Annotated in this window: 7 protein-coding genes; all 7 read left to right on the forward strand. The window is 70.8% G+C overall.

The window, feature by feature from the left end; translation table 11 throughout:
* Positions 1–311 precede the first annotated feature (311 nt).
* The 7 genes from ssb to EV193_RS29035 all read left to right on the forward strand — a co-directional run bounded on the left by ssb (position 312) and on the right by EV193_RS29035 (position 12,505).
* Positions 312–752, forward strand: a complete 441-nt coding sequence (gene ssb, locus EV193_RS29005) for a single-stranded DNA-binding protein (RefSeq protein WP_130348132.1) — start codon at positions 312–314, stop codon at positions 750–752.
* A gap of 153 nt (positions 753–905) precedes the next feature.
* A complete protein-coding gene (ettA, locus tag EV193_RS29010) occupies positions 906–2,582 on the forward strand; it encodes an energy-dependent translational throttle protein EttA (protein ID WP_130348133.1) in 1,677 nt (558 codons plus the stop codon).
* A gap of 124 nt (positions 2,583–2,706) precedes the next feature.
* Complete coding sequence (locus tag EV193_RS29015) at positions 2,707–5,565, forward strand: hypothetical protein (RefSeq protein ID WP_130348134.1); 2,859 nt, start codon at positions 2,707–2,709, stop codon at positions 5,563–5,565.
* Between the two features lie 205 nt (positions 5,566–5,770).
* Positions 5,771–10,747, forward strand: a complete 4,977-nt coding sequence (locus EV193_RS29020; protein ID WP_130348135.1) for an NAD-glutamate dehydrogenase — start codon at positions 5,771–5,773, stop codon at positions 10,745–10,747.
* Positions 10,748–10,998: 251 nt separating this feature from the next.
* Positions 10,999–11,430: an acyl-CoA thioesterase gene (locus EV193_RS29025; RefSeq protein WP_242613756.1), complete on the forward strand. Its 432-nt coding sequence runs from the start codon at positions 10,999–11,001 to the stop codon at positions 11,428–11,430.
* The gene (locus EV193_RS29030; RefSeq protein ID WP_130348136.1) at positions 11,423–12,058 is read left to right on the forward strand and encodes a DUF8010 domain-containing protein; all 636 of its coding nucleotides are present in this window, start codon (positions 11,423–11,425) and stop codon (positions 12,056–12,058) included. The genes EV193_RS29025 and EV193_RS29030 overlap by 8 nt, the downstream gene beginning before the upstream one ends.
* Before the next feature lie 102 nt (positions 12,059–12,160).
* On the forward strand, positions 12,161–12,505 hold the full coding sequence (locus tag EV193_RS29035) for a hypothetical protein (protein WP_130348137.1): 345 nt from the start codon (positions 12,161–12,163) through the stop codon (positions 12,503–12,505).
* Positions 12,506–12,515: the final 10 nt, after the last annotated feature.

A 12,515-nucleotide genomic window follows, 5' to 3' on the forward strand; every position in this document is an offset into this window, starting at 1 on the left:
GTGTGGGGTTTTCGTGGTGTGTTGTGTGGGTGGTTTTGGGTTTTGGGATTGGGCTTGTCTCACCCCCCCCCCCCCCCGCCCCCGCCGCCCCCCCGCCCCCCCCCCCCCCCCCCCCCCCCCCCCCCCGCCCCCCCCCCCCCCCCCCCCCCAGCACGAAGCCACGACAATCGGGCGCCCCGACCGGCTGGTAGTCCACATGCGCCGAGTTGTCCACAACTTCGGCCGCGGCCCCCGACTTCCGTCCTCCGCGACGGCATCGTTGGTCCTGTGCGCGGCACACCGCCGCGCCGGAACGAGGAGGGACAGTGCCCGTGAACGAGGTGGGGATGACGTTGGTCGGCAACGTGGTCAGCGATGTTCGGACGAAGACGACCATGGCCGGTGACGAGGTCGTCAGCTTCCGTGCCGCGAGTACGGAACGCCGATACGACAAGGAAACCGGGCAGTGGGTGGACGGCAACAAGGTCTACGTGAACGTCTCGTGCTGGCGAAAGCTCGGCTCCGGGGTGTACGCGTCGTTGCGCAAGGGCGATCCGATCGTCGCGACCGGGCGGTTCTACATACGCGAGTACGAGACGGAGGGCGAACGCCGGTCCTCGGCCGAGTTGGAGGCGCGGGCGGTCGGTCCGGACCTGTCGAGGAGCACCGCGCAAGTGGTCCGCAACAGTGCTGTCCACGAGAGGGCTGTCCCTGAGCGGGGAGTCACCGAGCGGGTCGCCCCCGAGCGGGCCGCGCTGGCCGAGGCGGCGTGAGTCCGATGGCGAGATCCAAATTGGTCCACTCTCGGTGGGCGTTCCACCCGAACGGCGGTATGCGAAGCGGCCGCCGGCCCGCACCAGGCGTCACGCTTTGTGAACCCGGTGTCCGCCAGCAAGCGGTTTCGGCCACGGCTCTACGATCGCGACATGGCCGAGCTCATCTACACCATGAAAAAGGTGCGCAAGGCGCACGGGGACAAGGTCATCCTCGACGACGTCTCGCTGTCCTTCCTGCCCGGCGCCAAGATCGGCGTGGTCGGTCCGAACGGCGCGGGGAAGTCAAGTGTCCTGAAAATCATGGCTGGTCTCGATCAGCCGAACAACGGCGAGGCCTTCCTGTCGCCCGGCTACTCGGTGGGGATCCTCCAGCAGGAGCCCCCGCTGAACGACGACAAGACCGTGCTCGGCAACGTCCAGGAGGGCGTTGGCGAGATCAAGCACAAGCTCGACCGGTACAACGAGATCGCCGAGCTGATGGCGACCGACTACTCCGACGAGCTGATGGAGGAGATGGGCAAGCTCCAGGAGGAGCTCGACCACGCCGACGCGTGGGACCTCGACTCCCAGCTGGAGCAGGCGATGGACGCGCTGCGCTGCCCGCCGCCGGACGCGGACGTGAAGGTGCTCTCCGGTGGCGAGCGTCGCCGGGTGGCCCTGTGCAAGCTGCTGCTGTCCAAGCCCGACCTGCTGCTGCTGGACGAGCCGACCAACCACCTGGACGCGGAGAGCGTGCTGTGGCTGGAGCAGCACCTCGCGCAGTACGCCGGCGCGGTCCTCGCCGTCACACACGACCGGTACTTCCTGGACAACCTCGCGCAGTGGATTCTCGAGATCGACCGCGGCCGGCTGTACCCGTACGAGGGCAACTACTCCACCTACCTGGAGAAGAAGGCCGAACGCCTTGCGGTGCAAGGAAAGAAGGACCAGAAGCTGCAGAAGCGGCTGAAGGACGAGCTGGCCTGGGTGCGTTCGAACGCCAAGGCGCGCCAGACCAAGTCGCGGTCCAGGCTGGAGCGCTACGAGGAGATGGCCACCGAGGCCGAGCGCACCCGCAAGCTCGACTTCGAGGAGATCCAGATCCCGCCGGGCCCACGTCTGGGCAACGTCGTGGTCGAGGTGGCCAAGCTGCGCAAGGGCTTCGACGACCGGGTGCTGATCGACGGACTGTCCTTCGACCTGCCGCGCAACGGCATCATCGGCGTGATCGGCCCGAACGGCGTCGGCAAGACCACGCTGTTCAAGACGATCGTCGGCCTGGAGAAGCCGGACGACGGCGAGGTCAAGGTGGGCGACACGGTCAAGTTGTCCTATGTGGACCAGAGCAGGGGCGGCCTCGACCCGAAGAAGACCGTCTGGCAGGTGGTCTCCGACGGGCTTGACTACATCCCGGTGGGCAACGTCGAGATGCCCTCGCGCGCGTACGTGGGTTCGTTCGGGTTCAAGGGAGCCGACCAGCAGAAGCCGGCCGGCGTGCTGTCCGGCGGTGAGCGCAACCGGCTGAACCTGGCGCTCACGTTGAAGCAGGGCGGAAACCTGATCCTGCTGGACGAGCCGACCAACGACCTGGACGTCGAGACGCTCGGCTCGCTGGAGAACGCGCTGGAGCAGTTCCCCGGCTGCGCCGTCGTGATCTCCCACGACCGGTGGTTCCTGGACCGCGTCGCGACGCACATCCTGGCGTGGGAGGGCGACGACGCCAACTCGGCGAAGTGGTTCTGGTTCGAGGGCAACTTCGAGGGCTACGAGAAGAACAAGGTCGAGCGGCTCGGCGAGGAAGCCGCGCGTCCGCACCGAGTCACCTATCGCAAGTTGACCCGCGACTAAGGCGGCGAGCACCGTGGACGCGGCGAGCGCACGGACGCCGGTCGGCGGAGTTGGCGACCGCGGCGCTGCCGTGGTTCGCGCCGCCGATCGGCTCCGCTGGAGCGCTCCGGAGTTAGCCCTGCCGATGGCCAGGGCAGCTCTCGCGTTGCCGTCCACAGCCGGGCGGGACCGGCTCGTCGCGCAGGGGCTCGTCGTCGAGGCGCTGGTGCGGCTCGGCCGGTACGCCGACGCCGTCGAGCCCGCCGTCGGTGCGTTGCGCTGGGCCAGCGGGTACCTCGCCGCCGGCGGGTTGACCGTCTCCCTGGCCCGGTGCGCTCGCGTGCTGGGCGCCGGTCCGGTCGGTGTGGAGCTGCTGTCGACGCTGATCGAGGCCGACGGTCACGCCGCCGGTGTTCGTGGCGTGGCGATCGCCGAGCTGGTCGGGTGCCTCGGGCACCTCGGCCATCGCGACGAGATGCACGCCGCGCTCGCCGAGGCGGATCGGCTGTGCGCGTCGGACCCGTCCGATTCGCCGTCGGTGCGCCTGCTGCGGCGGGCCTGGGTCGCGGTCCGGGCCGCCGCCTACCGCCGCAGATGCGGGCGCGCCGCCGGTGCGGTGCGCGCGGCGCGGGTGGGCTTCGGACTGCTCGACGAGCTGGACCACCCGTCCGACGACGGTGGCGACACCCGCGCCCGGCTGAGCCTGGAACTCGTGCAGGCGCTGCTGGACTGCGGCGAGGTGTCACTCGGCCTGCACACCGCCGAGGCGATGTTCAGGACGCCGGTGCGCGCGACCTCGGCCACGGCGGTGTGCCACCTGATGCTCGCCATCGCGACGCGCGTGTACATGCCGCAGGGGCGCCTCGCGCACGCCCGGGCGTTGCTCGCCGAGGCCGACCGGTTCGCCGACCGGTTCAGCCTGGACGCGGTGCGGGCCGACGTGCTGACGGTGATCGCGCAGCTCGACGAGGACGCGGGGGACACCGCGGCCGCGTTACGGGCGGTCCGGCAGGCGCACGCCGTGGGGCGCCGGCATGTGGAGGCGGCCACGGCCGCGCGGCTGCTGCTCGCCGAGGAGTTCGGTCCGGGGCGCTCGGCCGATGTCGAGGTGCTCCTCGGCGCGGCGTTGTACGGAGGCGACCGCCGGAGCGTCGCCGCCCAGGAACCCGCGCCACCGGCTCAGCCCCCACCGCCGACTCAGCCCCCGCCGACTCAGCCTCCGGCTCAGTCCTCACCGCAGGCTCAGCCCCCAGCTCAGCCGCCGCCCGCGCAGCGCCCCGCCCTGCAGCGGCCCGCGCAGCGGACACAGCCGCCGGCCCAACGTCCCGCACCGGTGGCCGCGCAGGTGCCAGCACCGCCGTCGCCCGCACCGGTCCCACTGATGCCGCCCGCCGATCGGGCGCGCCCGGCCCCGTCCCCGGTACCGCCTCCACGTCCGTCACCGCGGCCGCGCCAGGCGCCCGAACCACCGCCCGCCGTGGAACAACCGAGCCGTGGCGTGACACCGATCCGAGCGGCCGAACCGGAGCGGGTCGAACGGCCCGAGCCAACCCGCCCGGAGGTGAAACACCCGGAGCTGTCGCACCTCGCGCTCGCGCCGCCGACCGTCCCGCTGCGCATCGCCGAACCGCCCCGGATCGGTCTGACGCCGCCCGAACAGGTCGAGCCCGCCTCGCCGGCGAGCCGTTCGGGTGGCGGCACCGGGTCCGAGAAGCCAAGGGAGACAACGGGTTCGGTGTTCGCCGCCGCGTTGGCGGAGACCTTCGCCGCCGCGGCAGCGCGGGTGCCGGACGACCCGCCGAGACGCGGTCCGGAGGCGCGGGACACCCACGAGGACGACGTTCACAGCGACACCGACGATGACACCGACGACGACGTCGATGACATGATCGATGAGGTGATCATCGACGACGAGGTGATCGCCGAGGTGGCACTCACACAGGAGTTGCGGGTTGGTCCCGCCGCGTCGGAGCCGGCCGAGGAGCCGCAGCCCGCCGAGGAGGAGCCCCCGCTGGGCGTGTCTCCCGGAATTCCCAGGTGGTCGGCGTTCGAGCTGGCCATGCCCGAGTACCCGGAACTCGACGACTACGACGATGACGACGACGGCGACGAGCCGGAGGAACACTCGGACGAACACCCGGACGAGCACGACGTCGAGCCAGAGGATCACGCCGAACTACCGGAGAATGACGGCGACGAGTGGGACGAGGACTTCGCCGCGGAGGGTCCACCGTCCACAGTGGACGATTTGCCGCCGGCGATCCGCTCCGTCTCCGCATGGTCAGCTACGCGCCAGGACACCACGCGCCACGACGAGCCGGAACCGTCCACAGTGGTCTTCGACGACACCGATGACACCGACGTCGTCGATGACACCGACGACGCCGAGACCGGGCCCATGAGCATGCCCGGTCCCCGGCCACACAGCGCGGAGGAATCAGTCGTGTCACTTGACGCCACCCCCCGACACGGCAGCGACCTCGGCCCGGAGGAGGGGCGGTCGGTCCTCGAACAGCTCGGGATCACCGCGGGCAGCGCGGGTGGCGGCGGCCGTCGCCGGGCACGCTGGATGCCCGAGCCGCCCGCGGTCACTTCCGCGATCACCGACGCACCGCTGCAGTCCGTGCCCCCCGTCCCCGAGCCCGACGAGGTGCCGCGCGCGCCCGAGCCCGACGAGGTCCCCGCCGAGCCGGCACCCGACGCCTTCCCGCCGCCCCCGGGCGAGCCGACTCCGAGTGAACCCGACCTGCCGCCGGACGAGCCCCTCATCGACGAAGTGGACGCACCCGTCCAAGGGCCGGAGCTTCCCGATGACCACCTCGCCAACTCGCGGCGCCCCGGCAGCCGACGCAAGCGCCCCGACGTCGGGCTGGCCGACTTGCTGACCGAGGCGATGGCCGCCTACCGGTCCAGCACTCCGTCGGACATCGACACGGACGGCCGCGAGCCCGATCGCGCCCCGGCCGAGAGCGAGCCCGCGCCCAGTCACCGGTGGGACTTCTGAGCCGGGACCCGTTGCCGGCCAAGGGTTCTGCCACCGGGTGACCGACGGGGCGAGCACGCCCCGAACCCGTGGTCACACGCTCTGTCGCACCCGATCAGCGGTACCCAAAGCAAGGGTGAGCCGCCTCCGCACTCGCGGAGATCGCCACTAGGGTGGTCCTCGGACACGGCACAATGGGGTGCCGCTATTTGGGGAGTGGCCCGACATGAGCTCGACCGGAACGTCGTCTCGTACGCAGAACATCGCCTACACCGACGGTCGGCCCGTCAGTCCCGAACAGGTCCGGGACGAGCTGATCGACACCGCCGCCGGCGCGGCACCAGACCTCGCCGACCTGATCCGGCTGTACTACCGGTACATCCCGCCGGAAGAGATCATCGACGACGACCCGAACGATCTCGTCGGCGCCGTCCGCTCGCACCTCACGCTGGCCAACCAGCGGGTCCAGGGCCGGCCCGCCGTCCGGGTGATCAACCCGACCCAGGCCGAGGACGGCTGGACCACTCTCGGCACCGTGGTGCAGATCGTCACCGACGACATGCCGTACCTGGTCGAGTCGGTGTCCGCCGCGCTGGTCCGCAGCGGCGTGCAGGTCCAGCGCGTGGTGCACCCGATCGTCGTGGTCCGCCGGGACGTGGCCGGCGGCCTGCGCGAGGTCCTCCCCGCCGCCGACCCGGGCAACCCGCCGGACGACGCGTTCGCCGAGTCCTGGATGTACATCGAGGTCGACCTGGTCACCGACGCCAACCGCGGGCGCGACATCGAGAACGCCCTGCAGTCCGCGCTCACCGACGTGCGCGAGGTCGTCGAGGACACCGACAAGATGATCGACACCGCGACGAGCCTGGCCGACGAACTGGAAGCCAGCCCGCCGCCGCTGGAAGCCGAGCAGGTGCAGGACGGCGCCGGTCTGCTGCGCTGGCTCGCCAAGGACCACTTCACCTTCCTCGGCTACCGGTACTACGAGCTGGTCCGGCCGTCCGCGAAGGGCGCCAAGGACCAGGACGACGACGGCCCGGCGCTGCGCGCGGCACTGGCCAGCGGGCTCGGCGTGTTGCGCCAGGACAGCCTCGCCGCACGCAAGCTCACCGCCGGCCCGGACACCGCGGCGCACGCGCTGTCGCCGAACCTGCTCGTGCTGACCGAGGCCAGCGCGCCGTCCACCGTGCACCGCAGCGTCTACCCGTACTACGTGGGCGTGAAGACGTTCGACGACAGCGGCAAGGTCACCGGCGAGCACCGGTTCCTCGGCGTGTTCACCACCAACGCGCTGCACGAGGACGTCATGGACATCCCGGTGGTGAAGCGCCGGGTGCACGAGGTGATCCACCGCGCCGGCTTCCCGCTGCAGTCCTACACCGGGCAGAAGATGCTCGAGGTGATCCAGAACTGGCCGCGCGCCGAGCTGTTCTCCACCGACGTCGAGTCGCTGTACTCCACCGCGACCGGCGTGATCGCGCTGGCCGACCGGCGCCGGCTGCGGCTGTTCCTGCGCAAGGACCCGTACGCCCGGTTCTACTCGTGCCTGGTGTTCCTGCCTCGCGACCGGTACACGACCACCACCCGCATCGCCATGCAGGAGGTGCTGCTCGACGAGTTGCGGGGCACCAACCTGGAGTACGGCACGCGGGTCGGCGAGACCGCGCTGGCGCAGGTGCACTTCATCGTGCACACCGACCCGGACAACCACAGCGACCCGGACGTGCCGCGCATCCAGGAGCGGCTGGTCGAGGCGGTGCGCGGCTGGGACGACCTGATGGTCGAGGCCGTGATCGGCGAGCAGCGCGCGGCCGGCGACGTGCGGGCGAACACGCTCGGCTCCGAGTCGGCCAGTGAGCTCGGCTCCCGGTTCTCCGCCGTGTTCCCCGAGGCGTACAAGGAGGACTTCGACGCCACGGACGCGCTGGCCGACCTGCGCCGGCTGCAGGCACTGCGCGGCGAGGACGACCTGGACATGTCGTTCTACGTACCGGCCGACGCCGAGGCGGGGGAGCGGCGGTTCAAGCTGTACCTGGCCGGCAAGGGCGTGACCCTGTCGCAGGTGCTGCCGGTGCTGCAGAAGATGGACGTCGTGGTCGTCGACGAGCGTCCGTACGAGATGCGCAACGACGACGGCACCAAGTGGTGGATCTACGACTTCGGTCTGCGCATCGACCCGAGCGTGCTGGAGCGCACCGACGCCGAGCAACTCGAGGAGATCAGCTTCCAGTTCCAGGAGGCGTTCGCCGCCGCGTGGCGGGGCGAGGCCGAGGTGGACTGGTTCAACGCGCTGATCCTGCACGCCGGGTTGAGCTGGCGGCAGGCCTCCGTGCTGCGCGCCTACTCCCGCTATCTGCGCCAGGCCGGCATTCCGTACGACCAGGACTTCGTCGAGGACACGGTCGTCTCGCACACCGGGGTGGCCACCGAGCTGGTGCGCCTGTTCGAGACGAAGTTCGACACGGCGCTGCCCGAGGCCGAGCGGACCAACCGGGTCGACGCGCTGCGCACGCAGATCACCTCGATGATCGACGACGTGACCAGCCTGGACGCGGACCGGATCCTGCGCAGCCTGCTCACGGTGATCAGCGCGACCTTGCGTACCAACTACTTCGTGCGCGACGCGGGCGGCCGTGATCGTCCGTATCTGGCGATCAAGCTGGACCCGAAGGCGGTGCCGGAGCTGCCCGAGCCGCGGCCGGCGTTCGAGATCTTCGTGTACTCGCCGCGCCTGGAGGCCGTGCACCTGCGGTTCGGTCCGGTGGCGCGCGGCGGGCTGCGCTGGTCCGACCGCAGCCAGGACTTCCGCACCGAGATCCTCGGCCTGGTCAAGGCGCAGGCGGTGAAGAACGCGGTGATCGTGCCGGTCGGCTCGAAGGGCGGGTTCGTCGTCAAGCGACCGCCGGCCCCGACCGGTGACGCCAGCATCGACCGCGAGGCGGCGCAGAACGAGGGCATCGCCTGCTACAAGATGTTCATCTCCGGCCTGCTGGACCTGACCGACAACCTGGTCGACGGCGAGGTCAGGCCCGCGCCGCAGGTGGTCCGCTACGACGGCGACGATACGTACCTCGTGGTGGCCGCGGACAAGGGCACCGCGACGTTCTCCGACATCGCCAACCAGGTGGCGGCCGGCTACGGGTTCTGGCTCGGCGACGCGTTCGCCTCCGGCGGCTCGGTCGGCTACGACCACAAGAAGATGGGCATCACCGCGCGCGGCGCGTGGGAGAGCGTCAAGCGGCACTTCCGCGAACTCGGCGTGGACACGCAGACCGAGGACTTCACGGTCGTCGGCGTCGGCGACATGTCCGGTGACGTGTTCGGCAACGGAATGCTGCTGTCCGAGCACATCCGGCTGGTCGCCGCGTTCGACCACCGGCACGTGTTCGTCGACCCGACGCCGGACGCGGCCCGCTCGTTCGCCGAACGGTCGCGGCTGTTCAAGCTGCCCCGCTCCTCGTGGGACGACTACGACCGCTCGCTGATCAGCGAGGGCGGCGGGGTGTGGCCGCGCACGGCCAAGTCGGTGCCGATCACGCCGCGGATGGCCGAGGCGCTCGGGATCGAGCCGGGCACCCAGAAGCTGTCCCCGCAGGATCTGATCAAGGCGGTGCTGCTGTCGCCGGTCGACCTGCTGTGGAACGGCGGCATCGGCACCTACGTGAAGGCGTCCGCGGAGAGCAACGTCGAGGTGGGCGACAAGGGCAACGACGCGGTCCGGGTGGACGGCGCCGACCTGCGGGTCAAGGTCGTCGGCGAGGGCGGCAACCTCGGCCTCACCCAGCGCGGGCGCATCGAGTTCGCCAAGACCGGCGGCAAGGTCAACACCGACGCGCTGGACAACTCCGGCGGTGTGGACTGCTCCGACCACGAGGTGAACATCAAGATCCTGCTGGACGCGTTGGTGCGCAACGGAAAGCTCCCGCGTGAGCAGCGCGACGAGATCTTCGTCGACATGACCGAGGAAGTCGCCCAGCTCGTGCTGCGCGACGACTACACGCAGAACGCCGTGCTCGGCGTGAGCCGCGCGCACTCCGCGCCGATGGTGTCGGTGCACGAGCGCCAGGTCGCCGCGCTGGAGGAGGGCGGCCATCTCGACCGCCACCTCGAGGCGCTGCCCACCGCCGCCGAGTTCAAGGCGCTGGACAAGGCGCACGAGGGCCTCACCTCACCGGAGCTGGCCACGCTGCTGGCGCACGTGAAGCTGTCGCTGAAGGACGACGTGCTGGCCAGCGACCTGCCGGACCTGGAGGTGTTCACCCGCCGGGTGCCGGAGTACTTCCCGAAGCGGCTGCGCGAGCCGTACGCCGGCGCGATCGCCGAGCACCCGCTGCACCGCCAGATCATCACCACGATGGTGGTCAACGAGGTGGTGGACGGCGCCGGCCTGTCCTACGCGTTCCGACTGTCCGAGGAGATCAACGCCAGCTCCACCGATGCGGTGCGCGCCTACTGGATCGTGACGCGGGTGTTCGACCTGCCGGCGCTGTGGCGCGACATCGAGGCGCTGGACAACGTGGTGCCGACCGACGTGGCCGACAGCATGGTGCTGGAGGGCCGGCGGCTGCTGGACCGCGCGTCGCGCTGGCTGCTGTCCAACCGGCCGCAGCCGCTCGCGGTCGGCGCGGAGATCAACCGGTTCGCGCCGGTCGTGGCCGAGCTGGCCGGTCAGGTCGGCGACATGCTGTGCGGCCGCGACGCCGAGTCGGTGCGGGTCAACGTCGAGGACCTGGTCGGCAAGGGCGTGCCGGTCGGGCTGGCCCGGCGGGTGGCCACGCAGTTGTACGTCTACGGCCTGCTGGACGTGGCCGAGGTCGCGGAGCTGGCCGAGGGCGACGACGGCAACGGGGTGCGCAGCCCGAGGGAGACCGCGGAGCTGTACTTCGCGTTGCTGGATCACCTGAACATCGACCTGATGCTGACCTCGATCAGCGCGCTGGAGCGGGGCAACCGCTGGCACGCGCTGGCCAGGCTGGCACTGCGCGACGACCTGTACTCCTCGCTGCGCGCGATCACGCTGGACGTGTTGCGCGCCGGCGATCCGGAGGACAGCGCCGCGGAGAAGATCGTCAAGTGGGAGCGCACCAACGCGTCGCGGCTGTCCAGGGCGCGCGAGTCGCTGGAGGAGATCCAGCGCTCCGGCCGCCTCGACCTGGCGACGCTGTCCGTGGCGACCCGGCAGGTCCGCAGCATGGTCCGCTAACCCAAACCCGAACGGTATTCAGCGGGCTTGATCCCGCCGGCGGACCAGGGATTCAGCGGGCTCGATCCCGGTGTCCGGCGGCTTGACCAGGCCGGATGCCGATGGTGGGCCGCGATTGAGCGGTTCGACCCCGAAACCTGAACGGGTTTCAGCGGGCTTAATCCCGGGGGTCGGGGCGGGATTCAGCGGGCTCGATCCCGGGAGTCGGGCGTCGGCGCGGGTGGGTGCGGCCCGGTCCGTAGCATGGCCAGGTGAGCGCATACGTTGCCGAGGTTCGGCCACGCTGGTCGGACATGGACGCGTTCGGGCACGTCAACCACGCCAACATGGTGACGCTGCTCGAAGAGGCCAGGGTCGGGCTGCTGTTCGGCGAGGCGGCCAGACAGGGTGCCGGCGGCATGGCCGACGGTGTCGTGGTGGCGCGGCTGGTCGTGGACTACCACGCGCCGCTGCGGGCCGACGGCTCGCCGGTGCGGATCGAGCTGGTCGTGTCCGACGTGCGCGCGGCCGCGTTCACCATCGACTACACCGTCCACAGTGGACTGTCTACATCGGACACCGTGACGGTCACCGCGGAGACGATGATGGTGCCGTACAACACATCCAGTGCCCGTCCGCGTCGGCTCACCGACGCGGAGCGAACATTCCTGACCGCGTGGACCACAGGAGACGACGGTGCCTGAGCTGGCCTTCACCGACCCGTCCGAGCGGGACGACCTCGGTGCGTTCGTGGCCCGCGCGGTGCGGCTGGAGCAGCAGGCCGTCGTGCGGCTGCGCGCCAGGGACGGCGGGATGATCGAGGCGTGGGTGACCACGCCGTTCGACGTGCTCGCCACCAGGACCGTGCACGGCACGGTCAACCCGTCCGACGTCACCGTGTCCGGCAACGAGTTGCTCGCCGCACTGGCCGTGGTGCGCGGCGACACGGTCGATCCCGGGCCGGTGTTGGACCTGCAATGGCGATCGCCGCTGCCGCCCGCGCCGGGCTGGCAGGTCGTGGACGAGCTGCCGGCGGCCGTGCTCGGCGAACTGGCCGACAAGGGGCTCGCCGTCGCGCGGGACAACGTCGGCCCGCAGGGCACGCCACCCGCGTCACTGCTCGACCAGAACGTGCTCACCGTGAGCGGCGACGGCCTGGAGGTGAAGGTGCCGCTGCGGTGCCTGTTCGCCATGTCCGGCATGGGTTTCCTGGGTACGGGCGACACCGCGGAGAGCGTGCGGGTGCGCGCCACCGACGCGTGGCTGCGCATCGACGCGCGCTTCGGCGCCGTGGTGCGCCGCCGGCACGCGTTGCTCCCACTGCTGTTCTGATCGATTGCTTTCGAAATCATTACCGGGCGAGTTCAGCGGGATCACAGGAACCGGGCGTAGCGTCTGACGGCTATGGAGCCAGGTGACAGGCGGGAGACGCCGGTGGGGGACCTCGAGGACGAGGGTGACCTCACGGCGCAGTGGCTGAACGACAACGTGCCGCGCGGCGAGGAGCCGTGGCCGGAGCCGCTCGAGGCGACGGACGACCGGCAGATCCAGCAGGACGGCGGCGGTCAGGGCGGTCTCCGTCGCGGCCTGCTCGGCGGCGGGGGCCTGTTGTACCTCGGATCGTCCGGCTACGGCTACGGCGGGGACGACCAACAGGCGGCGGCGCAGCCCGTGCCCGAGCCGCTACCGCCGCCACCACCACCGCCGCCGGCACCGGAACCCGCTCCGGACCCGGGTTTCGACGCCGGCGGGTTCGACGCGGGTGGCGGCTGGAGCTGAGTTCACCGGC

The sequence above is a fragment of the Herbihabitans rhizosphaerae genome, from assembly GCF_004216555.1.
In the GTDB taxonomy this organism is placed as follows: domain Bacteria; phylum Actinomycetota; class Actinomycetes; order Mycobacteriales; family Pseudonocardiaceae; genus Herbihabitans; species Herbihabitans rhizosphaerae.

Bases quoted from the DNA above. Each gene is read 5' to 3' on its own strand.
- ettA (WP_130348133.1), top strand. From the start codon at position 906: ATGGCCGAGCTCATCTACACCATGAAAAAGGTGCGCAAGGCGCACGGG.
- EV193_RS29015 (WP_130348134.1), top strand. From the start codon at position 2,707: ATGGCCAGGGCAGCTCTCGCGTTGCCGTCCACAGCCGGGCGGGACCGG.
- EV193_RS29020 (WP_130348135.1), top strand. From the start codon at position 5,771: ATGAGCTCGACCGGAACGTCGTCTCGTACGCAGAACATCGCCTACACC.